General features: G+C 69.9%; 28 protein-coding genes. 21 read left to right on the top strand and 7 right to left on the bottom strand.

All coding sequences use genetic code 11. From position 1 onward, the window contains the following. Positions 1-5: 5 nt before the first annotated feature. Complete coding sequence (locus tag QGN31_RS07085) at positions 6-1,388, top strand: TIGR01777 family oxidoreductase (RefSeq protein WP_014942674.1); 1,383 nt, start codon at positions 6-8, stop codon at positions 1,386-1,388. Here the strand turns inward: QGN31_RS07085 and QGN31_RS07080 are convergent. The 3 genes from QGN31_RS07080 to QGN31_RS07070 form a co-directional block, all read right to left on the bottom strand. After that, a complete protein-coding gene (locus QGN31_RS07080) occupies positions 1,366-2,445 on the bottom strand; it encodes an NAD-dependent epimerase/dehydratase family protein (protein ID WP_014942675.1) in 1,080 nt (359 codons plus the stop codon). The genes QGN31_RS07085 and QGN31_RS07080 overlap by 23 nt on opposite strands. Before the next feature lie 25 nt (positions 2,446-2,470). Next, a complete protein-coding gene (locus QGN31_RS07075) occupies positions 2,471-3,154 on the bottom strand; it encodes a phosphodiesterase (RefSeq protein ID WP_326544695.1) in 684 nt (227 codons plus the stop codon). A gap of 69 nt (positions 3,155-3,223) precedes the next feature. Further along, complete coding sequence (locus QGN31_RS07070) at positions 3,224-3,964, bottom strand: Rv1815 family serine proteinase (protein ID WP_014380751.1); 741 nt, start codon at positions 3,962-3,964, stop codon at positions 3,224-3,226. A 329-nt stretch (positions 3,965-4,293) separates the two neighbouring features. Here QGN31_RS07070 and QGN31_RS07065 point away from each other — a divergent pair, with 329 nt between their 5' ends. The 10 genes from QGN31_RS07065 (at position 4,294) to QGN31_RS07020 (ending at position 12,938) form a co-directional block, all read left to right on the top strand. After that, the gene (locus tag QGN31_RS07065; RefSeq protein ID WP_014942677.1) at positions 4,294-4,725 is read left to right on the top strand and encodes an STAS domain-containing protein; all 432 of its coding nucleotides are present in this window, start codon (positions 4,294-4,296) and stop codon (positions 4,723-4,725) included. A 268-nt stretch (positions 4,726-4,993) separates the two neighbouring features. Beyond that, positions 4,994-6,115, top strand: coding sequence for a polyprenyl synthetase family protein (locus tag QGN31_RS07060; RefSeq protein ID WP_014942678.1), 1,122 nt, complete (start codon positions 4,994-4,996; stop codon positions 6,113-6,115). A 28-nt stretch (positions 6,116-6,143) separates the two neighbouring features. Further along, entirely contained in the window at positions 6,144-7,664 is a 1,521-nt protein-coding gene (gene crtI, locus QGN31_RS07055; RefSeq protein WP_036459377.1) for a phytoene desaturase family protein, read from the top strand. Further along, positions 7,661-8,614, top strand: coding sequence for a phytoene/squalene synthase family protein (locus tag QGN31_RS07050; protein ID WP_014385498.1), 954 nt, complete (start codon positions 7,661-7,663; stop codon positions 8,612-8,614). The genes crtI and QGN31_RS07050 overlap by 4 nt, the downstream gene beginning before the upstream one ends. After that, complete coding sequence (locus tag QGN31_RS07045) at positions 8,611-8,934, top strand: lycopene cyclase domain-containing protein (protein ID WP_014942680.1); 324 nt, start codon at positions 8,611-8,613, stop codon at positions 8,932-8,934. Before QGN31_RS07050 ends, QGN31_RS07045 begins: the two co-directional genes overlap by 4 nt. Beyond that, positions 8,931-9,242, top strand: coding sequence for a lycopene cyclase domain-containing protein (locus QGN31_RS07040; RefSeq protein ID WP_009955833.1), 312 nt, complete (start codon positions 8,931-8,933; stop codon positions 9,240-9,242). The genes QGN31_RS07045 and QGN31_RS07040 overlap by 4 nt, the downstream gene beginning before the upstream one ends. Next, positions 9,229-9,954, top strand: a complete 726-nt coding sequence (locus QGN31_RS07035; protein WP_014942681.1) for a class I SAM-dependent methyltransferase — start codon at positions 9,229-9,231, stop codon at positions 9,952-9,954. Before QGN31_RS07040 ends, QGN31_RS07035 begins: the two co-directional genes overlap by 14 nt. After that, positions 9,951-11,486, top strand: coding sequence for an FAD-dependent oxidoreductase (locus QGN31_RS07030; protein ID WP_014942682.1), 1,536 nt, complete (start codon positions 9,951-9,953; stop codon positions 11,484-11,486). The genes QGN31_RS07035 and QGN31_RS07030 overlap by 4 nt, the downstream gene beginning before the upstream one ends. Further along, positions 11,483-12,487, top strand: a complete 1,005-nt coding sequence (locus tag QGN31_RS07025) for a DUF5914 domain-containing protein (protein ID WP_014942683.1) — start codon at positions 11,483-11,485, stop codon at positions 12,485-12,487. The genes QGN31_RS07030 and QGN31_RS07025 overlap by 4 nt, the downstream gene beginning before the upstream one ends. A gap of 91 nt (positions 12,488-12,578) precedes the next feature. Next, positions 12,579-12,938, top strand: coding sequence for a DUF2784 domain-containing protein (locus QGN31_RS07020; RefSeq protein ID WP_008259115.1), 360 nt, complete (start codon positions 12,579-12,581; stop codon positions 12,936-12,938). On the opposite strand, the gene QGN31_RS07015 is transcribed toward QGN31_RS07020, so the two are convergent. Further along, entirely contained in the window at positions 12,873-13,094 is a 222-nt protein-coding gene (locus tag QGN31_RS07015; RefSeq protein WP_008259116.1) for a hypothetical protein, read from the bottom strand. The two genes, QGN31_RS07020 and QGN31_RS07015, sit on opposite strands and share 66 nt — an antisense overlap. Positions 13,095-13,247: 153 nt before the next feature. On the opposite strand from QGN31_RS07015, the gene QGN31_RS07010 reads away from it, so the two are divergent. The 4 genes from QGN31_RS07010 (at position 13,248) to QGN31_RS06995 (ending at position 14,947) form a co-directional block, all read left to right on the top strand. Next, on the top strand, positions 13,248-13,679 hold the full coding sequence (locus QGN31_RS07010; protein WP_008259117.1) for a hypothetical protein: 432 nt from the start codon (positions 13,248-13,250) through the stop codon (positions 13,677-13,679). Then, on the top strand, positions 13,676-13,891 hold the full coding sequence (locus QGN31_RS07005) for a DUF2945 domain-containing protein (protein WP_008259118.1): 216 nt from the start codon (positions 13,676-13,678) through the stop codon (positions 13,889-13,891). Before QGN31_RS07010 ends, QGN31_RS07005 begins: the two co-directional genes overlap by 4 nt. A 20-nt stretch (positions 13,892-13,911) precedes the next feature. Then, a complete protein-coding gene (locus QGN31_RS07000; protein WP_009955826.1) occupies positions 13,912-14,244 on the top strand; it encodes a DUF3140 domain-containing protein in 333 nt (110 codons plus the stop codon). 136 nt (positions 14,245-14,380) lie between these two features. Then, positions 14,381-14,947 (top strand): MarR family winged helix-turn-helix transcriptional regulator, encoded by a 567-nt coding sequence (locus QGN31_RS06995; RefSeq protein ID WP_014942685.1) that lies wholly within the window; start codon positions 14,381-14,383, stop codon positions 14,945-14,947. A gap of 15 nt (positions 14,948-14,962) precedes the next feature. Here QGN31_RS06995 and QGN31_RS06990 read toward each other — a convergent pair whose 3' ends face one another. Continuing rightward, positions 14,963-16,213 carry a glycosyltransferase gene (locus tag QGN31_RS06990; RefSeq protein ID WP_008259121.1) on the bottom strand — a complete coding sequence of 417 codons (1,251 nt, stop codon included), beginning with the start codon at positions 16,211-16,213 and terminating at the stop codon, positions 14,963-14,965. An 11-nt stretch (positions 16,214-16,224) separates the two neighbouring features. Then, on the bottom strand, positions 16,225-17,271 hold the full coding sequence (gene fni / locus QGN31_RS06985; RefSeq protein WP_043955259.1) for a type 2 isopentenyl-diphosphate Delta-isomerase: 1,047 nt from the start codon (positions 17,269-17,271) through the stop codon (positions 16,225-16,227). Between the two features lie 144 nt (positions 17,272-17,415). Between fni and QGN31_RS06980 the strand changes: the two genes are divergently transcribed. The 4 genes from QGN31_RS06980 (at position 17,416) to QGN31_RS06965 (ending at position 21,974) form a co-directional block, all read left to right on the top strand. Then, a complete protein-coding gene (locus tag QGN31_RS06980) occupies positions 17,416-19,521 on the top strand; it encodes an MMPL family transporter (RefSeq protein WP_326544694.1) in 2,106 nt (701 codons plus the stop codon). Continuing rightward, positions 19,518-19,997 carry a TspO/MBR family protein gene (locus QGN31_RS06975; protein ID WP_008259124.1) on the top strand — a complete coding sequence of 160 codons (480 nt, stop codon included), beginning with the start codon at positions 19,518-19,520 and terminating at the stop codon, positions 19,995-19,997. Before QGN31_RS06980 ends, QGN31_RS06975 begins: the two co-directional genes overlap by 4 nt. An 11-nt stretch (positions 19,998-20,008) precedes the next feature. Then, positions 20,009-21,337 (top strand): cryptochrome/photolyase family protein, encoded by a 1,329-nt coding sequence (locus QGN31_RS06970; RefSeq protein WP_008259125.1) that lies wholly within the window; start codon positions 20,009-20,011, stop codon positions 21,335-21,337. 91 nt (positions 21,338-21,428) lie between these two features. Then, positions 21,429-21,974: a DUF4333 domain-containing protein gene (locus QGN31_RS06965; RefSeq protein WP_043955813.1), complete on the top strand. Its 546-nt coding sequence runs from the start codon at positions 21,429-21,431 to the stop codon at positions 21,972-21,974. Here the strand turns inward: QGN31_RS06965 and QGN31_RS06960 are convergent. Then, positions 21,971-22,708 carry an acyltransferase gene (locus QGN31_RS06960; RefSeq protein ID WP_008259129.1) on the bottom strand — a complete coding sequence of 246 codons (738 nt, stop codon included), beginning with the start codon at positions 22,706-22,708 and terminating at the stop codon, positions 21,971-21,973. The two genes, QGN31_RS06965 and QGN31_RS06960, sit on opposite strands and share 4 nt — an antisense overlap. Before the next feature lie 82 nt (positions 22,709-22,790). Between QGN31_RS06960 and QGN31_RS06955 the strand changes: the two genes are divergently transcribed. After that, positions 22,791-24,125, top strand: coding sequence for an outer membrane protein assembly factor BamB family protein (locus QGN31_RS06955; RefSeq protein WP_014942690.1), 1,335 nt, complete (start codon positions 22,791-22,793; stop codon positions 24,123-24,125). 18 nt (positions 24,126-24,143) lie between these two features. Further along, entirely contained in the window at positions 24,144-24,530 is a 387-nt protein-coding gene (locus QGN31_RS06950; protein WP_014942691.1) for a DUF6264 family protein, read from the top strand. Positions 24,531-24,535: the final 5 nt, after the last annotated feature.

Genomic DNA, 24,535 nt, shown 5'->3' with positions numbered 1-24,535 from the left:
CAGGCATGGGCCTGGACTATTCGAGCGTGGTGCACGCGCCGATCACGGACGTCTTCGATTGGCATGCCAGGCCGGGTGCCTTCCACCGCCTCTCGCCGCCGTGGCAGCCGATGCGCCTCATCGCCGAGGCATCCTCGCTCGAGGACGGGCGGGCGACGCTGGCGCTGCCCGGCGGCCTGCGCTGGGTCGCCGTGCATCAGCCGGACGGCTACGATCCCCCGCGCCGGTTCGTCGACGCCCTCGGTGGTGACGGCCTGGCCACGCTTCCGGCGCGAATGGCGTTGCGCTGGCGCCACACCCACGAGTTCGTAGACATCGGCGATGACCGCACCCGGGTGATCGACCGGGTCGAGACCGCGGTGCCGGGATCGCTGTTGCGGCCCATGTTCGACTACCGGCACCGCCAGCTGGCCGACGACTTGGCTGCCCACCGGGTGGCCGCCGAGAACGGTCTGAAGCGATCGACGATCGCCGTCACCGGATCGTCGGGGCTGGTCGGTTCGGCGCTGACGGCGTTTCTGCGCACCGGCGGGCACCGGGTCATCCGGCTGGTCAGGCGCGACGCACGCGACACCGACGAACGGCGTTGGGACCCCGCGGATCCCGACCCGCAGCTGTTGGCCGGCGTCGACGCGGTCATCCATCTGGCTGGCGCCTCCATCGCCGGACGGTTCACCGACAAGCACCGGGATGCCATCCGGGACAGCAGGATTGGGCCCACCCGGCGCCTCGCCGAACTCTTGGCCCGCACCGACCCCCGGCCCGCCGCGCTGATCTCGGCGTCAGCGGTCGGCTATTACGGATACGACCGCGGCGACGACACGCTGAGCGAGGACAGCGACCGTGGGGAGGGATTCCTGGCCGACGTGGTGGCCGACTGGGAGGAGGCGACCGCACCCGCGCAGGAGGCGGGGCTGCGGGTGGTGCGGGTGCGCACCGGCATCGTCCAGTCACCGCGCGGCGGCACGCTGAGGCTGATGCGTCCGCTGTTCGCCGCCGGGCTCGGGGGGCGGCTGGGCGACGGCAGGCAATGGCTGTCCTGGATCGGAATCGACGACCTGGTCGATGTGTATCACCGCGCGCTGTGGGACGCGGCGCTGTCGGGGCCCGTGAATGCCGTTGCGCCGCAACCCGTCCGCAACGCGGAGTACACGTCGACCCTGGCGGCGGTGCTGCATCGGCCGGCCGTGTTGCCGGTGCCGTCGCTGGGGCCTCGCCTCCTGCTCGGGGGGCAGGGCGCCCGCGAACTGGCCTGCGCGAGCCAGCGGGTGGCACCCCGCAAGCTCGTCGCGGCCGGGCACCGGTTCCGTCAACCCGACCTGACCCAGGCGCTGCGTCACCTGTTGGGCCGCGGGCAGTCAACGGTTAGGGCACCCGGCGGACGGTGAGCGGGCCTTCGTGAAGGTCGCGGCTGATGGCCTCGGCGCACGAACGCGCACGAAGGACGGGGCTCTGGGTTCCCCAGGTATGCAAGAACCCGTCGACCAGGTCGGCCAGCGCAGCCTCGGAACTCCACCGCGGCGACCATCCGAGAACGTTACGCGCGCGGTCGGTGCCCAGCAGCGGCAACGAAAACGCCATGTCCAGCCAGCCACGATCGAGGGGTTGCAACCTGGCCCGCCACGACGCCGCCACCAGCAGCCCCAGTAGCGGGGAGGCCACGTGAATCGGGCGTGCCCGCAACGCCTTTGCGATGTCATCGCGGCCGACCGGCGGTTCGGCGGCCAGGTTGAAGGGCCCGAGTGCGCGGCGCTCGATCGCCTTGACGCACGCGTCGGCGACGTCGTCGGCGTGCACGATGGACACGCTCAGCGAGCGGTCCAGCGGTAGCAGCGGCAACCAGCGCACCCAACGCGGGTCCACGTAGGCGGGCAGGGTGTAGCGCCGCAGGCCCAACGCGGCGTCGCGCTGCAGGATGAAACCGGGCCTCATCCGGGTGATTCCGACCCCGTCGGGGTTGTGCCGCTCGTAGCCGTCGAGCATGTGCTCCACCGCGGATTTCGCCCTGCTGTACGCGGAGGATGGTATGCCCGCGGTCGAGAAGGTCTCGTCGACCTTCTGCCCGTATCGCCCGGCGGCGTAGGTCCCCACCGACGACATGTGCAGCAGGTGCGGCACTTTCGCGTTGTGTGCCGCGCTCAATACCGCCGCGCTGCCGTTGACCCCGACCGCGTCCAAATAACGCCTGTTGCGGGTGGGCTGGAAACCCCACGCCAGATGGACCACGCACGCGGCCCCGCGGAAGACCTTGAGCAGCTCGAGCTCCACGCCCGGGTCGGCCAGGTCCAGCTCGTGCCAGTGGGCGGACCGGTACACGTCGTCCGAAGGCGGTCGCCTCCGGCTGATTCCGACGATCTCATAGTCCGAGTCGTCGGCGGTGAGCCGGCGCAGTAAGGCGGTGCCGACGTTGCCGCTGGCCCCGGTGATCACGATGCGCTTGGGCACCGGCTACCCCCTTTCCTACGCCCGGCTACTCATCGGCATCCCTGCCGTCACGGCTCTGCCGATACGCGCGGGCGCGCAGGTCGGCGAGCCACCGCGGGTGCAGGCTCATGCCCGGCGCGGTGTTGACGACGGGATCGAACGACACGTCGCGATGCTGTTCGTCGTCGACGACCGCGGTCAGCGTCAAGCGGCCCACCGGGGTGAAATGCCCTCTGCCGCAGGCTTGGTCGAGCGCGATCTCGATATTGCCGTGTTCGAGACGGTTGCGGACGCTGGCCAGCGACAAGCCGAGGCCGTCGATGTCGCTCGGGGTGCGGGCCCGCAGCCACCAATTGTGGTTCTGATAGTGCAACGGCATCAGGGTGGTCAGTGTCTGTCCGTTCCACGACGCGGTCGGCCGCAGCGCCACCGCCCGGGACAGCACCCCCGACCCGGCGGACACGAGCAAGATGTCCCACGGCTTTCCCGCCGGCTCCGGGGGCGTCAACCGGAAAGCCAGGCCGACGAAGTCGGGCAGCGCGCCCGGTGTGCCGCTGGCCTTGGATACCCGGGCAACGATCTCCGACGAGGGGATCGGCAAGCCCTGACCCGCCGGGGCGATGCGTTCGATGAAGCCCCTCGCCAGCACCCCGCTCGGATGAAAGATCCGTTTGCCCCGGATCGCGGAGCCCCACTGGAAGGGCAGCGCCACAAGATCGAAAACATTCACCGGCGGCGGATTCCCGTTCTGTGTCGGGGGAAACACGCCGCGCGACGTCCCTGGGTGACGACGGGACGGCTACGGCGCCGCCACAGCGCGAGCGGCGGTGCGCCAGTTGATCATGCGCAGAGCGGGCAGCTGTTGTTGCCCGCTGTAGGAGTGGCTGTCGATGTAGACCTGCGCCATGACCGCCTGCCACGACTCGAACTGGGGTGAGGCCCTCCACATGCCCTCGTAGAGCCCCACGATGACGGCCTTGTTGTCGTCGGTCAGCGCGTAGACCGGCCCGCCGAAGTCGCGACCGTCCACGACCATGTCGGGGATGGCGAAACGGCCGTTGGTGACCGTGCCGACCGGCCCGCAGCGCTGCCCGGTCGAGCGGCGCAGCTGACACACGGGCAGGCCCGGCTGCGCGCGCAGCCCGGGCGTCGACCGCAACTGCCGGCCCGTGGGCAACACGTCCGAGGCCGTGACATTGCCTGCAAGAGCGATGACTTCGTATTCGACCGGCAGCATCGACGTGTCCGCAGCCGAGTCCGTGTCGACCTGCCTACGGCCGAGGACCACATCGCCGATCGGCTTGCGGTCACGGTCGGTCACCATCGACTGCCCACCGTCGCATTGCCCGCTGGTCAGCGCGACCCGCAGCCGCGGCTCGACCATTCCGAGCATGCATACCGTGTTGCCCTGACGAATCTCCATTCCCGGAAACACCGTGATCCCCGGGTCGGCGCCGGCCCATCCCGGTGCGCCGATAAACATCATGATGGCAGCGGGCGCAAGCGCTAACCGGCACCAGCGGCGGCCGAGCTTTTCCATTGGGCCGCACCACCCCTCGCGTCCGTCCGTCAAGGGATTCGTCGCGTTTGTTACGTGGCCCGCGTATACCCCGCGGTTACGCCGCCAAACACGCATTCACCACCGGGTTCATCGGCGTCGTTGCTCACCGTCCAGAAAACGAAACTTTGCTACCGCGCGACGGCGGGGACGCTAGGCTGCTGTCAGGTTGAGTTCACAGCTGCGTCTTTAGCGGGAGCGGTGTGCAAACACTGGTCACTCCCTTCTCACCACAATCGATAGGCGCTTCAATGGCTGCTCTTCACGCCGCGGATTCGGCGGACCAACAACATCCCACACGCGGCCGCCACATGGCCCAATTCGCCAGGGCGCACGTGTTCGTCTATGCGCGCTGCCTCGCCACGGTGGTGCGCGTCGACGGCGAGATCGATGCCGCGAATGCGAGAGACCTCACCGAAGCCATCCGCGGCTTCGGTCGGCTCAAGACCCCGGTGGTCCTCGATTTGAGCCGACTGCGCTTCCTCAGCGTCGAGGGCTTTCGGGCGCTGCTGTTCGTCAACGACGAGCTCCGCAAAGCCCGCGTGCACTGCAGCGTGGTCACCGGCACGGCGATCCGGCCGCTGCTGCGGATCGTGCACGACAACGGGTTGGCGACCACCGACTCGGTACCGGAGGCATTTCAAACCATCGAAGACATCCTTGCGGCGCGACGGCGTTTCGTGTCCGACCTGGCCCGGCCGCGACAGCCGCGTAGCCGGGTCCCCCGCAGCGCCGCGTCGTGACCACGGTGAGGGTTAAAACACCGCACGGGTTGGCGTTTCGGCTCCGTGCTCGGTTTCGGGCCCAGCGTGACTCGGCAAACACGGATCACCTTCATCAAGTGAATGTTTAAGTTATTGAACAATGTGGTATCTCCCACCGGGCGGCGCGGGGCGGGGCCTGGCGGCTCGTGCCGTGGTTTGCCCGCCTCGTCGGCGGGTATGACCGCGTGTGCCGGGCCAGCGCAGGCCCGGCCATTCCCAGCCGTCCGGGAGGGAGCGCTTGGGCACCATGGGAGCTTTGTCGTTTTCGCCCGCGGGCGCATCACCGCCCGTGACGGGCTCCTCGGGCGGTGACGACTTCGGCGAGTGGCGGTCGGAGGTCCGGCGGAGGGTTTTGGTCGAGGTCGCCGAGTTCGTCGCGCAGCGACGCGCCGCCGACCTGGACGGGGCGGGCATCGAAGCGGTCGGCGACATCCTGGCCGACTTCGTCTCCGGCGGTAAATGCCTGCGGTCGACGTTCGTGTACCTGGGGTGGCTGTGCGGCGCGCCGGCCGACCCCGCGGCGTTGCGGGCCGCGGCGAGCTTTGAGTTGGTGCACGCCTTCGCGCTGCTGCAAGACGACGTCATGGACGGCTCCGACGTACGGCGCGGCCGCCCGTCGGCGCACCGGCAATTCGGGCGGTGGCACCGGGAACGCGGATTGCCCGGCGCCTCACGGCGATTCGGCGAGTCCGCGGCCATCCTGCTCGGAGATCTGTGCCTGATCTGGGCCGAACAAATGCTGCGGGACAGCGGAATCGATCCCCGGCGGCTGCAATTGGCGTGGCCGCGCTACGACGCGATGCGCACCGAGCTCGCCGTGGGACAGTTCGCCGACCTGATCAACGACGCGCGGCAGGCGCCCGGGCTGGAATTCGTTCTCGATGTGGCACGGCGCAAATCGGGCAACTACACCGTGCGCCGACCCCTGGAGATCGGGGCGGCCATGGCCGGCTGCGGCGCTCACACGCTGTGCCAACTGGGCCGCTACGGCCGCGCCGTCGGCGAGGCGTTTCAGCTCCGCGACGACGTGCTCGGCGTCTTCGGTTCACCCGCCGTAACGGGTAAGCCCGGCGCGATAGACCTGCTCGAGCGCAAGGCAACCAGCGTCGTGGTGGCCGCCCACCAGCTGGCCGATCCCGCGACCCGCCGTGAACTCACCGAGCTGGCGAATCGTGAAGGCCTCGGGCGTGACGCGATCGACAGGTGGAAGGCGCTGATCATCGGGACCGGGGCCGTGGGGCTGATCGAAGAGATGATCGGCGACCGCGTCGCGTCCGCGCGCGCCCACCTCGGGGACCTGCCGATCGAGGAGCCCGTTCGCATCGCGCTGGCCGAAATGGCGGCGGCTTGTACGGATCGCGCCGTATGACCGGTACCGAGTCGGGAGCGCGTTGACCATGCGGACCATCGACGGACGCACCGATCACGTCGTGGTGGTCGGCGCCGGCCTGGCCGGCCTGTCCGCGGCGCTGCACCTGGCCGGGCGGGGGCGCGCGGTCACCGTGGTGGAACGTGAGCCATGGCCGGGCGGGCGGGCCGGGCGCCTCGACATCGACGGGTACCGGATCGACACCGGGCCAACGGTGCTCACGATGCCGGACATCATCGACGAGACCTTCGCGGCCGTCGGCGAGACAAGGTCCAACCGGCTGGAGCTGTCGCCGGTTGATCCCGCCTACCGCGCCGTGTTCGCCGACGGCAGCGCGCTCGATGTGCACAGTGACGCAGACCGGATGGCCGACGCAATCGCCGACTTCGCCGGTTCCGGGCAGGCGGCGGGCTACCGGCGGCTGCGCACGTGGCTGACCAGGTTGTACCGCACCGAATTCGACGGGTTCATCGGTGCCAATTTCGATTCCCCGCTCTCGCTGCTCACGCCGCGGCTGGCGCAGCTGACGGCGATCGGCGGCTTCCGCAGGTGGGATCGCATGGTCAAGCGGCACATCAGCGATGAGCGACTGCAGCGGATCTTCACCTTCCAGTCGCTGTACGCCGGGGTGGCGCCGCGCGACGCCCTGGCGGTCTACGCGGTCATCGCCTACATGGACACCATCGCGGGCGTGGTGTTCCCGCGGGGCGGCGTGCGCGCGCTGCCCGACGCGCTGGCCGCGGCGGCCACCGACGCCGGCGTCCAATTCCGTTACGGCGCAACCGTTACGGCCCTCGAACAATCCGGCGGCCGGGTCAGGGCCGTACTCACCGAACAGGCCGGGCGCATCTCGTGCGACGCGATCGTGCTGACCACCGAACTGCCCCAGACCTACGCGCTGCTGGGCCGCACACCCCGCCGCGCCGTGCGGTTGCGGGCCTCCCCGTCGGCGGTGGTGGCGCACCTGGGTTGCCCCGCGGTCGCTCGCGACACGGCCCACCACACCATCCTGTTCGGCGAGGCATGGGATCAGACCTTCACCGACATCATCCGCGACGGCCGGTTGATGACCGATCCGTCGTTGCTGGTGACCCGCCCGACGGCCGGCGACCCGGCGCTGGCTCCCGAGGGCCGCGATCTGCTCTACGTCCTGGCCCCCGCGCCGAACCTGGAGCGCGGCACCATCGATTGGTCGCGGGCCGGCGCCGCCTACGCCGAGGGCCTCGTCGCACACGTCGCGGACCGGTTGCTCCCCGGATTGCGGGAGGACGCAACGGTTCTCGACGTCGTCACACCCGCCGACTGGGCCCGTCAGGGCATGGCGGCCGGCAGCCCCTTCGCGCTGGCCCACACGTTCGGTCAGACCGGGCCGTTCCGGCCGGCCAACATGGTGCGCGGCATCGACAACGCGGTGCTCGCCGGTTCCTCCACGGTGCCCGGCGTCGGCGTGCCGACCACCCTGATTTCCGGGCGGCTCGCCGCGGACCGCATCACCGGGGCCGCCACGAGGGCCATCGCCGTCCTCGACACGAAAGCCGGTTTGCCATGATGCGCAGCGAATTGGCCGCGGCCGGAATCGACGATCCGCGGCTGCGCGAGGGATACCGCCAGTGCCGGGAACTCAATGCCGCCCATGGCCGCACCTTCTTCCTGGCGACCCGGCTGCTCGCGCCCGACCAACGGCCGCCCGTGCACGCGCTGTACGGCTTCGCCCGCTACGCCGACGACATCCTCGACGATCTCGATCCGCGGCTGGACCCTTGCAGTCGTGGCAGGCGGCTGCAGCAACTGTCCGAGCGCTTCTTCTCCGACGGCGCCCACCTCGACGATCCGTTGGTGGCGGCGGTGACGCACACCGCACGGCGCTACCGGATCAGCGCCGGGCTCTTCGAGGACTTCCTGAACTCGATGCGGATGGATCTCACGGTCACCGACTATCCCGACCGCGCAGCGCTCAACCTCTACATGCGGGGCTCCGCGGAAGCCATTGGGCTGCAGGTACTCCCGATCCTGGGAACCGTGACGCCGATGGAGGAGGCCGCGCCGTATGCCGCGGCGCTGGGCCGGGCCTTCCAGCTCACCAACTTCCTGCGCGATGTCGACGAAGATCTGGTGCGCGGCCGGGTCTACCTGCCGACCGACGAACTCGCGGCCGACGGCGTGGATCGGGAGCTGTTGACGTGGTGTCATGCGCATCGCCGCACCGACCCCCGGGTGCGCCGCGCCCTGGCCGCGCAGCACGAAATCGCGCGTCAGACTTACCGATTCGCCGCGGCGGGGATCGCCACGCTGGCGCGTCGCTCACGGCCGTGCGTGGCAACCGCGGCCGCCCTGTACGCCGAGATCCTGGACTGCATCGAAAGAAGCGAGTTCGCGGTGTTCGACCACCGGGCCACCGTGGGCCGGGCTCGACGGCTTCGGGTCGCCGGTGCGGGACTGATACGGTCGTGGCGGGCGCGAAATCGCGAGCGGGACGATCTCAACTCGGGGGCCGCATGAGCGATCGGTGGCAATACCTTGTGGTCCTGGCCGCATGCCTGCTGATCACGGCGCCGCTGGAGGCGTTGGGCCCCGGCGTCTACCGACAGTGGCGACGCTTCCTCAAGGCGGTGATGCCGGTCGCCGCGGTGTTCCTGATCTGGGATGAGATCGCCGTCGCCGCGCGCGTGTGGACCTACGACGGCGCGTACCTCAGCGGCCTGAGCATCCCGTTTCGGGTGCCGATCGAAGAGGTGCTGTTCTTTCTCGTCATTCCGACATGCGCGCTGCTGACCTACAACGCAGTGGGCGCCATCCTGGCAAGGGTGCACCGGCGGTGAGCGGTCTCGGCTACACCCTGCCCGCCGCGCTGGCGGTATTGGCCGTCTGCGCACTGGAATTGGCGGTGCTGCGCACCGGGCTGTTTCGCCGGCCGGCCTACTGGCTGTCGATGGTGATCGTCCTGGGATTCCAGATCCCGGTCGACGGATGGCTGACAAAGCTCAGCTCGCCCATCGTCAGCTACGACGATCGGCAGCTGAGCGGGCTGCGCTTCCCGTTCGACATTCCGGTCGAAGACTTTCTGTTCGGTTTCGCGTTGGTCACCGCGGTGCTGCTGCTGTGGGAACGGCAACATGCGCGTCGGTGATGCGGGCCCCGCCCCCGCCGACCTGGCAGCCGCGTTCGACGCGGGTGCCGCAGCCTACGACCGGCTGGTCGGCGCCAGCCCGGGCTACCACGCGCAACTGCTGCTGTCGGCGCGCCGGATGCGGATTCCGGCCCGCGGCAAGGGCTTACGGTTGCTCGACGCCGGCTGCGGGACGGGCGCCTCGACGGCCGCACTGCTCGCCGTCGCGCCGCACGCCGACATCGTCGCCGTGGACGCGTCGCGCGGAATGCTCGACGCGGCGCGCGCGAAGGACTGGCCCGCCACGGTGCGCTTCCTCCACACCCCCGTCGAACAATTGGCGGAGCACGGGATCACCGGGCCCTTCGACGGCATCCTGGCCGCGTACCTGATCCGCAACGTCGCCGACCGCGACGACCAACTGCGCAAGTTCCGCACGCTGTTGCGGCCCGGCGGCACCCTGGCCGTGCACGAGTATTCGGTGCGCGACTCCCGGGCCGCCACCCGCATCTGGCACGCGGTCTGCTGGGGCATCATCATCCCGTCCGGGTGGTGGCGCACCCGCGACACCGCGCTCTATCGCTACCTGTGGCGTAGCGTGCTCGCATTCGACGGCGCCGCGCGGTTCCGGACCCGCCTCGCCGACGCCGGCTTCACCGCCGTGCACAGCGAGACGATGCCCGGCTGGGAAGCCAACATCGTGCACACCTTCCTGGCGGACGCGCCGTCATGACCACGCACGCCGCCGACCGTCGCCGCCGAACATTTCCCGCACCAACGGGATTGCCGGACGCCGGCGCGCTGCCGTCGCGGCCCCGGGTCGCCGTCGTCGGCGGCGGGATCGCCGGACTGGCCGCCGCCACCGGACTCGCCGAGCGCGGCGTCGCGGTCGAGGTCATCGAACGCGAACCCTACCTCGGCGGTCGGGTCGGCGGCTGGACCGAGCGCGACGGCGGCGTCGACCTCGCGATGAACCGCGGCTTCCACGCGTTCTTCCGGCAGTACTACAACCTGCGCGCCCTGCTGGCCCGGATCGACCCGCGATTGCGGATGCTGACTCCCGTCCAGGATTACCCGCTCATCGACGGCGCGGGGCGGCGCGACAGCTTCCGCGGGCTGCCGCGCACCCCGCCGTGGAACGCCGTCGCCTTCGCCGCGCGCAGCCCGACCTTTCGCCTTCGCGATTTCACCCGCATCGATGCCCGCGCCGCCGCGCCGCTGGCCGCGGTGTCGGTGCCGGGCACCTACGAGCGCCTCGACCACATCGACGCCGCGGCGTTCCTCGAGGACATCCGATTCCCCGAGGCCGCACGGCATCTGGCGTTCGAGGTGTTCTCCCGCAGCTTCTTCGCCGACCCCGCCAAGCTGTCCGCGGCCGAGTTGGCGACCATGTTCCACATCTACTTCCTGGGATCGGCCGAGGGGCTGATCTTCGACGTCCCGTGCGCGAACTACGACGCCGCGCTGTGGCAGCCGTTGTGCGGCTACCTCGAGGGGCGCGGGGCGCGGTTTCGGCTCGGCACCGCCGCCCTGGGCATCGAGGGGGATTCGGCGGGGCGCTTTCGCGTGCACACCGATTCCGGCGAGCGGCTCGACGTCGACGCGGTGGTGCTGGCCACCGACGTCGCGGGTCTGCAGCGGATCGTGGCGGGATCGAGCGGCCTTGGCACCGATGACTGGCGGGCCCGGATCTCGCGGCTGCGCACCGCGCCGCCGTTCGCCGTGCATCGGTTCTGGCTCGATCGCCCCGTCTCGGCGCGGCGCCCGGCGTTTCTGGGCACGGCCGGGCACAAGCCGCTGGACAACATCAGCGTGCTGGAACGCTACGAACGCGAAGCCCGCGCGTGGGCGTGCGCGCATCAGGGTTCGGTGGTCGAATTGCATTCCTACGCATTGGATTCGGCGCCGTCGCGCGCCGCCGCGCTCCGCCGGCTGCACGCGGTGTACCCGGAAACGGCGGCGGCACACATCGTTCACGAGAGGCTGCTGCACCGCAGCGACTGCCCGCTTTTCGCGCCGGGCACCTATACGGACCGCCCCGCGGTGATCACCCCGACACCGGGCCTGGTGTTGGCCGGCGACGCCATCCGGATCGACCTGCCGGTGGCGCTGATGGAGCGCGCCGCCACCACTGGGTGGTGCGCCGCGAACCAACTGCTGAAACGCTGGGGACTGGCCGGACACCCGTTGTCCACGGTGCCCACCCGGGGCCGTTCACCACTGCTGCGATGGCTTGCCACCCGCGAGGGAGCCGCCCGGCGATGAAGATCCGCGACCAGCTGCAAAGCCTGCGGGCGTGGCCCAAAGATTGGCCCCTGCAGGTGATCCCGCGTGTGTCGTGGGCCGATCAGCGCCCGACCTATCGCGATGCACAACCCGCCGTCATCGAGGCCGCGCTGCGCCGCTCACAGCACCGCCCCACCGGCAACTGGTACGCGTTCGCCGCCAGCCGGCAGGTGGTCGGCGGGCGGCCGTTCGGCGCGCTCGTCGCCGGCGTCGAGGTCGTCGCCTGGCGCGACGAGCAGCACCGCCTGTGCGTGGGACCGCGCAGTTGCCCGCACCTGGGGGCCGACCTCGCCACCGGCACGGTGCACCGGGGCACGCTGGTGTGCCGGTGGCACGGGCTGACCCTGGACGGGCGCGCCCGCGAATTCGGTTGGAGCCCATTGCCCGGTCACGACGACGGCACCCTGGTCTGGGTGCGGCTCGATGCGGTCGGACGGGAGCCGCCGCTGGAGCTTCCGGTGATTCCGGAGCGGCCGACCGGCGACACCCTGGCCGCAGTCGCCCGCATGGAGGGCGTCTGCGAGCCGATCGACGTCATCGCCAACCGGCTCGATCCGTGGCATGGCGCCTGGTTTCACCCGTACTCGTTCACCCGCCTCGAAGTGCTCACCACACCGACCGAACATGCCGACCGCTTCTTGGTGGCCGTGACGTTCCGGATGGGACGCCTGGGGGTGCCGGTCGTCGCGGAGTTCAGCTGCCCGGAGGCCCGCACCATCGTCATGCGCATCGTGGACGGGGAGGGGGCGGGCAGCGTCGTCGAAACCCACGCCACCCCAATCGGTCTGGGCCCCGATGGCCGCCCCCGCACTGCCGTCCTGGAAGCCACCATCGCGCACTCGGGGCGGCCCGGGTTCAAGCGGGCATCCCGGGTGGCGCCGCTGATCACGCCGCTCATGCGCTTCGCGTCGAGCAGGCTCTGGCGCGACGACCTCGCCTACGCCGAGCGTCGTTACCAGGTACGCGCCGCACGCGGATGACCCACAGCGGTGCGCATGCAAGAATCGTCGGATCAGTTCCGCACCCGAGTCCGCCTCGGCCGTCACGAGGCACTACGCAGTCGCGGTCGCAGTGACCGTCGGCGCGCACCTTGCGTACCTGCTCTACGTGCCCAGCGGCGGCTTTCTCGCATTGCGCTGGCCGCGCACCATGGCGCTGCACGTGCCGGCGGTGGGTTGGGGTATCGCCGTCGTCACGCTCAGGCTCCCCTGCCCGTTGACCATCCTGGAATCGTGGGCCCGCCGCAGCGCGGGGATGAATCCGCTGCCGACCGCGGGCTTCATCGAGCGTTATGTCGCAGGTCATTTCGTGCCGACCGGGCGCATTGGTGCCGCACAGGCGTTGGCGTTCAGCGCGGCCGGCGTCTCATGGTGCGTCCTGGCGCGGCGGATCCTTCATCCCCGGAGGCGGCCCGTCGGCGTGAACGGCTGAGCGCCGCCACAGCAGCCATACGGTGCCCAGCACCAGCGCCGCGAACACGATCGCGGCCGGCCACAGGGCCAGTTCGGCAAGCCACACACGCCGTTGCAGGCGCAGCACTTTGCGCTGGGCGCCCCGCAGGCGTTGCGATGTCTCGTGCACGGTCATCGGCCATCACATACCCGAGGAGCACCTGTTCAAACCGCAGGACGCCGCGGTCTGTAGCCACAAGCATTTGACTATTGAATACATGAAACGTCTCCGCGATTCGGCGCCCTGCTCAGCGGGAATGCCATAGCGGAATACGGGGGAAGGAACACCATGAGCTTCGACAACACCGGCGAGGGCGCCACGCAGGCGGTGGGAAAAGTCACCGAGGCGCTGGAAACCATCGAGCGCGCCCGGGGACACCTGTACTCCTTCCACCAACTCACCGGCCATGCCGACCTCCAACTCGACGAGGCGGTGTCGCGGTTGCACGAACTCGGGCACGCCGGTCTGGCCCAACACATCAGCCGCGAGCTGATCGGGCGCAACGTCCTCCCGGGGCGCTGGAGCTTTCAGGTGGTCGAAGACTACGACGACGGCTACTACCGCTGCTTCAAGGAGATCGAACAGCTGGTGCGAATGCGACTCGCCGGCGGACAGCGCCACCGCTACGAGATGGCGATGAAAGAGGAGCGGCGCACCGCGGGTCACCCCGCCCACACCGCGTCGCCCAACGACGAATCGACGAATGGTGAAAACCTATGAGCAACAGAGAATTCGACAAGGGCGACGCGGTCGAGTGGCAAAGCCACGGCACGACGGTCCGCGGTACCGTCGAGGGCGAGATCACCTCGGATACCGAGGCCGCCGGGCGCACGGTGCGCGCCTCCGCGGACCAGCCGCAGTACAAGGTGCGCAGCGACAAGACGGGCGCGGATGCGGTGCACAAGCCGGACGCGCTGCGCCGCGCGGACTGATTCGTGTCGAGGGTCATCCGATGACAGAGGACAAGGACACCACCTGGGCCCGCTTCCACGACGCGGTGAACATGACCGCCGGTGAGCTGGAAAAGTGGCTCGCCACAGAAGAGTCGAACGCCGTGGGACAAAAGCAGGGCGAGAGCGAGTCGACCGGTCATGCCAGCGGGCGCCGCATCGTCGAGATACTCACGGCGAAGCGAAAAGACCTCACCGAGGCCGACTACGCGCACATGCGCAAGGTTGTCGGGTACGCCAAGCGCCATCTGGCGCAACGTCCACAGGGCAACATCGACGAGAGCCCCTGGCGCTACTCGTTGATGAACTGGGGTCACGACCCCGCGAAGTCGTGACACCGCCTCGACCCACCGGCTAAGCCACGGTGATCCGGTAGGGGTGCCGTAGGCTGATGGCCACCGACCGGACCGGGGGCCGCGCGCAGCGGTCCCGAAACGCTGGTCGGCCTATCTTGCAAGAGGATGCGGGTAAGTGACCAAGCGCGGCGCCGCTGACCGGCGAATGGACCGAGCCGAACTCGAGAAGTTGATGTCGGCGGACATGCGCGCGATCACGGCGCAGTCCGACCGCATCGGCCGGCACTTCGCGCGGCAAAACGAGGTCAGCGGCACCGACTTCCACGCCCTGCTGCACATCATGGTCGCCGAGACTGCCGGAACGCCTTTGACGGCGGCGCAATTGCGGAGGCGCATGGACGTATCGCCCGCCGCCATCACCTATCTCGTGGACCGCATGATCGACGCAGGGCACCTCCGGCGCGAACCGGACCCGCAGGACCGCCGCAAGACGCTGCTGCGCTACGAGAAACCTGGAATGGCGCTGGCGCGCTCATTTTTCACGCCGTTGGGCGCCGAACTGCATACCGCCCTCGCCGAGCTTCCCGACCGCGACTTGGAGGCCGCTCATCGGGTTTTCACGGCGATGATCGAGGCGATGTCCGCCTTCGAATCCACGCTCACCGCACCGGCTCCCAAACGGCCCGCCACCCCCGAGGGGAAGCGCACCCCGGCGAAAGGCCGCGGCGGCGCCGTGCGCTGAGACGCACCGGGCCGGTTAGTGCACCGGGCGCTCGACGGTGCATCCCAACAGCCGCTGCTCGATGAGATCCGCTCCGCGGGCCACACCTCCGGTGGCCGCGAACCCGGCGGCCACCCGTCGCGCACCGTCCGCCATCGTCATTGCCTGACGCACCTTCGCTCTCAGCCGCGCCGGTGTGAGTTTTTTCGCCCTCAGCCGGGTGCCGCAGTGAGCGACCTCCACCCGCCGGGCGACTTCGGCCTGATCGCGGGCGAAGGGAACGACGCAGACCGGTACACCCCGGTCGAGAGCCTTCAGTGTGGTCCCCATTCCGCCATGCGTGATCGCGCAGGCGGCCTTCTCCAGGACGGCGGTGTGCGGCACGAAACGGCATACCGTCGCGTTGTCGGGGCGCGGCAAATCGGTGGGTATGCCCGCCGGAAACGTCGCCACGACGTGCACGTCCTCATCGGCCAGCGCGTGCAAGGCGATTCGCCCCAGCGGTTCGTCGGCCTGCCGCAACGACGACGTGTTCACCAGCACGACGGGCCGGTCGAGGTCATCGATCCAACCCGCTGTCACGGTTTCGGTCGGCTCGAATACGCACGCGCCGATGTGGTGCAACACATCGGGCCATCCCGGATGCCGATACTCGAAAGGCTCGCCTCCGACGGCCAGCAGCAGCGGCGCGCGGCGCATGAAGCCGTCCACCGACGTTACCGGTGGCACCGCCAGCTGTACGCGAATTGCGTTGACGCGCGGCAGCATTGGCCGGTCGAACAGGTACCTCACGATCGGGCGTACCGTGGCGTCCCGCAGGTCACCGACGACGCCCGGCAGAGGCCGCAGCCCGGGACCGAACGGCGGCACGCCCCGGGAGCGCAGGTACGGGGTGAACGGCGAAAACAGCGACCACGGAATCTCCCCGGCGTCTGCGGCCGACAAGGCGCCCCAACAATTCGCGTCCACGATGACCGCATCCGGCCGAACCTCGGCCACGGCCCGACGCAGGTCGTCGACCTCGAACACCGCTCGCCGGCACAGCACGTCGACCGACGAGGTCAAGACCTCCAAGGCGTTTCGCGCCCGCCAGTCCTTCCCGGCAATCGCCTCGATTCGCGGATCGACGGGCGCGGCGTGCACGCCAACCGAGCGCATCGTCGAGACGCCGCCCGCCATGGTGCGCACATGAACGTCGTGACCCCGCCGGGCGAGTTCGGCCAGCAGGGCGCCGACCGGCAGCAGATGTCCGAGTGCCGGCGAGCCGTACGCCAGGATGACAGCCACGTCGCGCGAAGCTACGTAACGTGGACGAGGTCGACGTCGCGCAGCGCCGCGAGGTTTGCCGCACCGCAGCCGTGCAGGCAAACCCGAAGCTCATCGATGAACGGCTGCAGCCAATCCACCACCGCCGCAGTGGATTCGATCGCGGCCGGCAGCAGCGGCCGGGCCACCGCCACGACGTCGGCCCCCAGGGCGATCGCCTTGGCCGCGTCCATCCCGGTTCGAATGCCACCGGACGCCACCAGCGGGATCTCCGGCAGCGCCTCGCGCACCTCCACGACCGCACGCGCGGTGGGGATTCCCCAGTCGGCCAACTCCGGATGGCGCAGTTCGCCGTAACGCACGAACTGTTCGACCCGCGACCACGACGTGCCGCCGGCGCCCGCCACGTCGATTCCGGCAACCGGAAGCGTGCCGTCGGCCCCAAGGAGTTCGGCCACCGCGGCGCCGCCGATCCCGTGGCCGACCTCCTTGAGCAACACGGGGTAGCCGAGGGCGTCGGCCGCTTCGCGCAGCCGGTCCACCGAGCCGGAGAAGTCGGTGTCGCCGTTGTGTTGCATCGCTTCCTGCAACGGATTGGTATGCACGGCAAGCGCGTCGGCGCCCACCCGATCGAGGGCCTTGGCCAGGTCCGGCACGGCCGCCTTCGCCAGCTGGGATAGCCCAATGTTGCCGAACAGCAACGCATCTGGGGCGACGTCGCGAACCGTGAAGCTGTCCGCGGCGCGCTCCCCCAGCGCGCTGTCGAGCATGATGCGCTGCGAGCCGAGCATCATGCCGACGCCGAGCTGTTGGGCGGCGGCCGCCAGATTGCGGTTGATCGTCCCGGACAACTCTGCGCCCCCGGTCATCGCGCCGATGAGGATCGGAGAGCGCAGGTTGGCACCGAAAAACGTGGTGGACAGGTCGATGTCGCCCAGGCTGGTCTGCGTGAGCGCGTTGTAGGGCAGGTGATACCGGTCCAGGCCGGTGCTGACCCCGGCATAACCGACCGGCTCGCTCAGGCACACGTCGATGTGCCGCCGCTTGCGATTCTTCATCGCGCCACGGTCAGCGGTCATCGCCGGCAAGCCTCGCGTCCATCAATGTCTCCGCATCGCGTCCATAATGTTCATAGTGCCCCCTTTCGCGCAGCGCCATGCCGACTTCGTGGCGCTGCGTCGTTTCAGTTGATTAATGTTTAACTAACTGAAAGGGTTGTGTTCGTGGTATGGGAGCCCTTGGCCACCGCTGTGACGGGTCGACGTTCGTGGCTGCTCGCGCTGGTCGCGGCCCTGCTGGGGGTCGGTTTCATGGTTCTCATCGGCGAGAACGCGGCGGCGGGCCAGTCACCGAAATCGCTGCCCGACGACTCCGCGTCGGCCGAGGTGGACGCGCTGTCGCGGCAGTTCACCGGCGGCGACCGCGCCCCGGTGATTGTCGTGGTCAGCCGGACCGACGGCGCGGTGCTCAGCCCCTCGGACGTTTCGGCCGCACGCGCGGCCCGCGATGGGGCCCAGGCCGCCGCGCCGCCCGGCGGGGATGGCGCGGCGCCCGCGCTGCCGTCGACCGACGGGAAGGCCGTCCTGGGCATCGTGCCGATCAGCGGCGGCCTGTCGGGGCTTGACCTCGACCGCACGGTCACGGCGCTGCGCACGGCCGCGGCGAGCGGCCTGCCCACGGATCTGCAGGTGCACGTCACGGGCGGGCCGGCGTTCGGCGCCGACATCGCCAGCGCCTTCACCAACGCCAACATCACCTTGCTCGCCGTGACGACGTCGGTGGTGGCGCTGCTGCTGATCGCCACGTACCGGTCCCCGGTGCTGTGGCTGGTCCCCTTGCTCGTCGTCGGATTCGCCGACCGGGTCGCCGCCGCGGTCGGTACGGCGGTGGCGTCGCTGACCGGGCTGAGCTTCGACGGCGCCACCTCGGGCATCACCAGCGTGCTGGTGTTCGGGGCGGGCACCAATTACGCGCTGTTGTTGATCTCCCGGTATCGCCAAGAGCTACGGCGCCATTCCGGGCACCGCGTCGCGCTGCGGCACGCCGTGCGCCGGGCGGGGCCGGCCATCGTTGCCAGCAATGCCACCGTGGTGCTGGCGCTGCTCACGCTGCTGTTCGCGGCCACTCCGAGCACACGCAGTCTGGGCGCGCTGGCGGCGTGCGGCCTCGTGGTCGCCGCGGTGTCGGTGCTGGTCATCCTGCCGCCGATGCTGGCCGTGTGCGGCCGCCGATTGTTCTGGCCGTTCATCCCGCACGCCGACGACGCCGAGGACCGGGATTCCGGTGCCTGGCGGCGCATCGCGGAATCGGTCGCCCGTCGTCCCTCGCTGGTTGCGGTGGTCGCGATCGCGGTGCTGGCCGCCCTGGGCACGGGCTTGTGGGGGACCCGGATCGGGCTGTCGCAGACCGAGCAGTTCCGCGTGCGCGCGGATTCGGTGTCCGGTTACGCCGTGGTGGCCGAACACTTCCCGGCCGGCCTGGCCAACCCGACACTGGTTGTCGCGCCCACCGCCCACGCGTCGCCCGTGCGGCAGGCGATCGGGGCCACGCCCGGCGTCGTCTCGGTGACCGAGTCCGGCCGCGCGGAAACGGGGCTGACGAAGTGGTCGGTGGTGATCGACGCACCGCCGTCGTCCGACCGGGCGTTCGGCATCGTTGCCGCACTGCGGGATTCGACCCGGGCCGCCGACCCCGGCGCGCTGGTGGGCGGCGCCGACGCGCAGGCCCTCGACGTCCGGGACGCGGCCGCGCATGACCGCGTGCTGCTGATCCCGGCGATCCTGGCCGTCATCCTGGTCGTCCTGTATGCGTTGCTGCGATCCGCCCTCGCGCCGCCGACCCTGCTGGCCGCGACGATTCTGGGTGCCCTGGTCGCGTTGGGCATGGGCGGCTGGGCGAGCATCCATATCTTCGGTTTTCCGGCACTGGACAACACCACCCCGCTGTTCGCCTTCCTGTTCTTGGCCGCCCTCGGCGTGGACTACACCATCTTTCTGGTCACCCGCGCCCGCGAAGAGGCCGCACGGCACGGCGCGCGCGACGGGATGGTGCGCGCGGTGTCGGCGACCGGAGGCGTAATCACCAGCGCGGGAATCGTTTTGGCCGCCGTGTTCTGCGTGCTCGGGGTGCTGCCGTTGATCGTCCTGACGCAGTTGGGGATCATCGTCGGCCTGGGCATCCTGCTCGACACCTTCGTGGTGCGCACCCTGGTCATCCCGGCGTTGTTCGCCCTCATCGGCGACCGAATCTGGTGGCCCACCAGCCCCGCCAATGCCGAACCCGTTGAACAACAAGCGGATCGGGCCCAACGCGAACGGAGCACGCCGTGAACAAATCGATCTTAGGTGCGACGGCCCTGGGCGTCGCCGCGGCCGCCGGCGCCGGCAGCGTCGCCAGCGCCAACGCCGCCTCGCCGTGGTACGCGCGGCTTCGCAAGCCCGCGTACCAGCCGCCGCGCGCCGCCTTCCCCGTCGCGTGGACCACGCTCTACGCGGACATCGCGGTCACGTCGGCGGTGGCCATCGACCGGTTTCGCGCCACCGGGCGCCATGACCAGGCGCGCAGCTACGCCGCTGCCCTGGTGGTCAATCTGCTCCTCAACGCCGGGTGGAGTTGGCTCTTCTTTCGGTACCACAAGCTCGGTGCGGCCGCGGTCGGTGCCGCGGCGCTGACGGCCAGCAGCGCCGACCTGGTGAGGCGCACCGCGCAAGCCGGCCCGCGGGGCGGGCCGGCGCTACTGCCCTACCCCATGTGGTGCGGCTTCGCGACCGTCCTGTCCACCCACATCTGGCGGCTCAACCGTTAAGGGGCCGAATCATGCCCGCCCTGTTGTGGTTTCGCCGCGATCTGCGGCTGCGTGACCATCCGGCGCTGCTCGCCGCGGCCGAGGCCCACGAGGTGCTCGCCTGCTTTGTGCTCGATCCGCGGCTGGAAAGCTCGTCGGGACAGCGCCGGCTGCAGTTCCTGGGTGACTCGCTGCGGCGGCTGCGCGCGGACCTCGACGGGCGGCTGCTCGTCACCCGCGGGCGGCCCGACACCCAGATTCCCCACATCGCCAAGGAGATCGGCGCGACGTCGGTGCACATCTCCGAGGACTTCGCGCCGTTCGGCACGCGCCGCGACGAACGGGTGCGCGCCGCACTGGGCGCGGTCCCGCTGGTGGCGACCGGCTCGCCGTACCTCGTCTCGCCCGGACGCGTCACCAAGCCGGACGGCTCCCCGTACCAGGTGTTCACACCGTTTCTGCGGCAGTGGCACAAAGTCGGCTGGCGGGCCCCGGCCACATCGGGCGCCGCCTCCGCGCGCTGGCTCGATCCGGCGCGCCTGCAAGTCGAGCACTGCGAAATCCCCGACCCCGGTGTCTCGCTCGATGTCGCCGCCGGCGAGGCCGCGGCGCGCGCCCAGTGGAAGTCCTTCCTCGACAACGGATTGAGAAGCTACGCCGACGACCGCAACAGGCCCGACCTGCGCGGCACCAGCCGGATGTCGGCGCACCTGAAATTCGGCACCGTCCACCCCCGCACCCTGGCCGCCGACCTGGACCTGCGCGGCGGCGGGGCGCAGGCGTACCTGCGGGAGTTGGCTTTCCGCGATTTCTACGCCGACGTGCTGCACCACTGGCCCGCGAGCGCGTGGCGCAACTGGAACAAAGATTTCGACGGCATCCCGACCGACTCCGGCGCCGAGGCCGAGCGCCGCTTCGCGGCGTGGAAGGCCGGTGAGACCGGTTTTCCCTTCGTCGACGCCGGGATGCGGCAGCTGCGCGAAACCGGGTTCATGCACAACCGGGTGCGGATGAGCGTCGCGTCGTTTCTGGTCAAGGACCTTCATCTGCCGTGGCAGTGGGGCGCCGAATGGTTTCTGGACCAGCTCGTGGACGGGGACATGGCGAACAACCAGCACGGCTGGCAGTGGTGTGCGGGCTGCGGCACCGATGCCGCGCCCTACTTCCGGGTGTTCAACCCGACGACACAGGGCGAAAAGTTCGACCCCACAGGCGATTACATCCGCCGCTGGGTGCCCGAGCTGCGCTCGGCCGATGACGTGCACCTGCGCAGGGGCCGGCGGCCGGACAACTATCCGCAGCCCATCGTCGACCACGCCGCCGAACGGGCCGAAGCGCTGCGGCGCTATCAGAGCATCTGATCTCGGCGCTCGTTTGCCCAATCGTGCACCCGTAGCCGATGGGCATGCCATGATCGGCCGATTCACGGGTCAAGCCATTCGGGAGGCGACAATGACCGTCATCCGCGCGCTGCCGGTTTCGTGCGCTGCCGCCGGCCTCATCACCGCCGTCGCGGGCTGTTCCTGCTCGATCGGTTCGTCGCACGCGGTGAGCAGGAGCGAGGTCGCCGGCCAGATCTCCGCGAAGATGACCGACGCCGCGGGCAACAAGCCCGAGTCGGTGAACTGCCCGAACGACCTGCCAGCAACCCTCGGCGCGCAGATGACCTGCGAAATGAAGGTCAAGAACCGGCCGTTCGGCGTCAACGTCACGGTCACCAGCGTCGAGGGCGGCGACGTCAAGTTCGACATGGTGGAGATGGTCGGCAAGGAGCAGGTCGCCGCCGCGATCAGCACCCAGCTCGGCCAGCGGGTGGGCAGAAAGCCGGACTCGGTGACCTGCCCCGACGATCTGAAAGGCGTTGCGGGCGCGACACTTCGGTGTCAGCTCACCGACCACGGCCAGAAATACGGTGTGCTGGTGACCGTCACGAACGTCGCCGCGGGCGACGTCAACTTCCATTTCAAGGTCGACGACCGGCCGCAACCGGACAGCTAGCGGGAGGCCTTTTTCCGTTCGATGTCGGCCAGGGCGGCGGCGAGTTCGGCACGCTGCGCGGCCGAGCTCTCCCAGGCGAGCTGGCGGTTCTTAACAACCTTGGCCGGCGCGCCGACCGCGATCGAGTAGTCCGGAATCACCCCGCGCACCACCGCATGCGATCCCAGCACGCAACCGCGCCCGACCGACGTGCCCCGCAGCACCGACACCTTGACCCCCACCCAGGTGTCCGGGCCGATCCGCACCGGGGACTTGACGATGCCCTGGTCCTTGATGGGCATGTCGATGTTGTCCATGCGGTGGTCGAAATCGCAGACGTAGCACCAGTCGGCCATCAGGACCGAATCGCCGAGCTCGATGTCGAGGTAGGCGTTGATGACGTTGTCGCGGCCCAGCACCACCTTGTCGCCGAACCGCAGCGAACCCTCGTGCGCGCGGATGGTGTTCTTGTCACCGATGTGGACCCAGCGCCCGATCTCGAGCTGCGCGAGCTCGGGCGTGGCATGGATTTCCACACCCTTGCCGAGAAAGACCATGCCGCGGGTGATGATGTGCGGGTTGGCCAGCTTGAACTTCAGTAACCGCCAGTAGCGCACCAGGTACCACGGGGTGTATGCGCGGTTGCGCAGCACCCACTTCAGCGAGGCCAGCGTGAGGAACCTGGCCTGGCGCGGGTCGCGCAGGTTCGATCCACGCCAGCGGCGATGGACCGGGGCGCCCCACATGCTCGTCATGGCCGGAAAGCCTAGTCGAGAGCCCAAGCGATACCCTCACGTGTACTCGACCGCCGCACCTGCGCACGCCCTGGGGAAGGACTTGGAAACCAACGTGCTTGCCCGACACCTCGTCAGTGGGCTTCGGCGTTGCTCATCCGCGCTGCTGGCGGCGGCGCTCGTGGCCGGGGTCGGCGGCTGCGGCACCACCGACTCGTGGGTGGACGCATCGGCCGCACAAGGCTGGCCGGCGCAATACGCCGACGCCGCCAACAGCAGCTACACCCCCACCGGCGGGGCCACCAAGCTGTCGTTGCAGTGGACCCGGTCGGTCAAGGGGACCCTGGCCGCCGGACCGGCGCTGAGCGCGCGGGGCTATCTGGCACTGAACGCCCAGACCTCCGCGGGTTGTTCGCTGATGGAGTGGGAGAACAACCACAACGGACGCCAGCGCTGGTGTGTGCGGTTGTTCCAGGGCGGCGGCTTCGGCGGGCCGCTGCTCGACGGCTTCGACAACCTCTACGTCGGCCAGCCCGGCGCCTTCCTGTCGTTCCCGGTGACGCAGTGGACGCGGTGGCGCCAGCCGGTGATCGGCATGCCCACGACGCCCCGGTTCCTCGGTAGCGGCGAGTTACTCGTCGCCACGCACCTGGGGCAGGTGCTGGTTTTCGATTCACATCGCGGCCAGGTGGTGAGCAGCCCGCTCGATCTGGTGGACGGCATCGATCCCACCGATGCGACGCGCGGGCTCGCCGACTGCGCGCCGGCGCGCCAGGGCTGCCCGGTGGCGGCGGCCCCCGCCTTCTCGGCCGCCAACGGGATGGCGGTGCTCGGCGTCTGGCAGCCGGGGGCACCGGCCGCGGTGCTGGTGGGCCTGAAGTACCACCCCGGGCAGACGCCGCTGCTGACCAAGGAGTGGACCAGCGACGCCGTGGGCGCCGGCGCCATCGCCAGCCCGGTGCTCTCGGCCGACGGGTCGACCGTCTACGTCAACGGCCGCGACGAACGCCTGTGGGCGCTGCGCACAGCGGACGCGAAGGTGAAGTGGTCGGCGCCGCTGGGATTTCTGGCGCAGACTCCCCCGGCTATCACCCCGCAGGGGCTGATCGTGTCCGGTGGCGGGCCCGACACGCGGCTCGTCGCGTTCAAGGACGCCGGCGATCACGCCGACCAGGTGTGGCGCCGCGACGACGCCGTCCCCCTGTCGTCGTCGAGCCTCGCGGGCGCCGGGGTCGGCTACACGGTGGTCGGCGGACCGCCTGCCAACGGCGCCCCCGGGATGTCGGTGCTGGTCTTCGATCCCGGTGACGGACACACGCTGAACAGCTATCCGCTGCCGGCGGCCACCGGGTATCCGCTCGGGGTTGCGGTCGGCACCGACCGGCGGGTGGTGGCCGCCACCAGCGACGGCCAGGTCTACGGTTTCGCGCCGGCCTGACCGGGACATACTCCTTGAGTGCCGATCGACGACCCCACAGCGCAGGACGCCGCGACCACCACAGCGGAGGGCCGGCGCGCAAGCACCGCGGACATCGTGGCGACGCTCGTCCTGCTGGTCATCCATGGCGGCCTCTACGGGGCGACCTTTGTGGTCCTGGGCCTGCTGGTGATGAGCACCGACCCGTGCAGCTATCAGAAGTGCGGCGATCCCGCCTGGATCGACCGGGCCATGAACCTGGGCACCTGGGGCGGGGCCGCCCTCTTGGTCGCCGACGTCGTGGTCGCCGTGTACCTGCTGGTGCGCGGGAGGAGGGCCTTCTTCGTCCCGATCATCGGTTGCCTCGCCCAGGTGGCGCTGGCGGCGCTGGCCGCGGCGATGGAATTGCGGGCCGGGCCGGTCTGAGCCGT

Origin of the sequence: Mycobacterium sp. 2-64 (assembly GCF_035918375.1) — a bacterium.
Taxonomy (GTDB): domain Bacteria; phylum Actinomycetota; class Actinomycetes; order Mycobacteriales; family Mycobacteriaceae; genus Mycobacterium; species Mycobacterium intracellulare.
Note: the sequence above shows the minus strand (reverse complement) of the source record. Positions and strands in the feature narration are given on the sequence as shown.

What these genes read in the sequence shown, in the direction of transcription:
- QGN31_RS07085 (WP_014942674.1), top strand. Translation starts at nt 6, where the DNA reads ATGGGCCTGGACTATTCGAGCGTGGTGCACGCGCCGATCACGGACGTC.
- QGN31_RS07070 (WP_014380751.1), bottom strand. Translation starts at nt 3,964, where the DNA reads ATGGAAAAGCTCGGCCGCCGCTGGTGCCGGTTAGCGCTTGCGCCCGCT.
- QGN31_RS07065 (WP_014942677.1), top strand. Translation starts at nt 4,294, where the DNA reads ATGGCCCAATTCGCCAGGGCGCACGTGTTCGTCTATGCGCGCTGCCTC.
- QGN31_RS07060 (WP_014942678.1), top strand. Translation starts at nt 4,994, where the DNA reads ATGGGAGCTTTGTCGTTTTCGCCCGCGGGCGCATCACCGCCCGTGACG.
- crtI (WP_036459377.1), top strand. Translation starts at nt 6,144, where the DNA reads ATGCGGACCATCGACGGACGCACCGATCACGTCGTGGTGGTCGGCGCC.
- QGN31_RS07050 (WP_014385498.1), top strand. Translation starts at nt 7,661, where the DNA reads ATGATGCGCAGCGAATTGGCCGCGGCCGGAATCGACGATCCGCGGCTG.
- QGN31_RS07045 (WP_014942680.1), top strand. Translation starts at nt 8,611, where the DNA reads ATGAGCGATCGGTGGCAATACCTTGTGGTCCTGGCCGCATGCCTGCTG.
- QGN31_RS07035 (WP_014942681.1), top strand. Translation starts at nt 9,229, where the DNA reads ATGCGCGTCGGTGATGCGGGCCCCGCCCCCGCCGACCTGGCAGCCGCG.
- QGN31_RS07030 (WP_014942682.1), top strand. Translation starts at nt 9,951, where the DNA reads ATGACCACGCACGCCGCCGACCGTCGCCGCCGAACATTTCCCGCACCA.
- QGN31_RS07025 (WP_014942683.1), top strand. Translation starts at nt 11,483, where the DNA reads ATGAAGATCCGCGACCAGCTGCAAAGCCTGCGGGCGTGGCCCAAAGAT.
- QGN31_RS07015 (WP_008259116.1), bottom strand. Translation starts at nt 13,094, where the DNA reads ATGACCGTGCACGAGACATCGCAACGCCTGCGGGGCGCCCAGCGCAAA.
- QGN31_RS07010 (WP_008259117.1), top strand. Translation starts at nt 13,248, where the DNA reads ATGAGCTTCGACAACACCGGCGAGGGCGCCACGCAGGCGGTGGGAAAA.
- QGN31_RS07005 (WP_008259118.1), top strand. Translation starts at nt 13,676, where the DNA reads ATGAGCAACAGAGAATTCGACAAGGGCGACGCGGTCGAGTGGCAAAGC.
- QGN31_RS07000 (WP_009955826.1), top strand. Translation starts at nt 13,912, where the DNA reads ATGACAGAGGACAAGGACACCACCTGGGCCCGCTTCCACGACGCGGTG.
- fni (WP_043955259.1), bottom strand. Translation starts at nt 17,271, where the DNA reads ATGACCGCTGACCGTGGCGCGATGAAGAATCGCAAGCGGCGGCACATC.
- QGN31_RS06970 (WP_008259125.1), top strand. Translation starts at nt 20,009, where the DNA reads ATGCCCGCCCTGTTGTGGTTTCGCCGCGATCTGCGGCTGCGTGACCAT.
- QGN31_RS06965 (WP_043955813.1), top strand. Translation starts at nt 21,429, where the DNA reads ATGACCGTCATCCGCGCGCTGCCGGTTTCGTGCGCTGCCGCCGGCCTC.
- QGN31_RS06960 (WP_008259129.1), bottom strand. Translation starts at nt 22,708, where the DNA reads ATGACGAGCATGTGGGGCGCCCCGGTCCATCGCCGCTGGCGTGGATCG.